Raw genomic sequence first — 363 nt, 5'->3', positions numbered from 1 at the left:
GCTCCGGTATCACCGGTCGAGCCGGTTGCTCCAGTAGAGCCTGTTGCTCCAGTCGATCCGGTCGAACCTGTTGCCCCAGTAGAGCCGGTCGAACCTGTCGATCCGGTCGAGCCAGTTGCTCCGGTATTACCGGTTGCACCTGTGGCGCCGGTAGAGCCGGTTGCTCCGGTCGAACCAGTAGAGCCTGTTGCTCCGGTATCACCGGTTGCTCCTGTGGCGCCGGTCGAGCCGGTTGCTCCGGTCGATCCGGTCGAACCTGTTGCCCCAGTAGAGCCTGTTGCTCCAGTATCACCGGTTGCTCCTGTGGCGCCGGTCGAGCCGGTTGCTCCGGTCGATCCGGTCGAACCTGTTGCCCCAGTAGAG

Annotated in this window: 1 protein-coding gene; it reads right to left on the bottom strand. The window is 63.9% G+C overall.

All coding sequences use genetic code 11. The features are described 5' to 3' along the window. A partial coding sequence (locus EN943_RS37460) for a collagen-like protein (RefSeq protein WP_164778630.1) occupies window positions 1-363 on the bottom strand: 363 nt, incomplete at both ends.

Origin of the sequence: Mesorhizobium sp. M7A.F.Ca.US.006.01.1.1 (genome assembly GCF_003997935.1) — a bacterium.
Taxonomy (GTDB): domain Bacteria; phylum Pseudomonadota; class Alphaproteobacteria; order Rhizobiales; family Rhizobiaceae; genus Mesorhizobium.
This window is presented reverse-complemented; position numbering and strand designations above follow the sequence as displayed.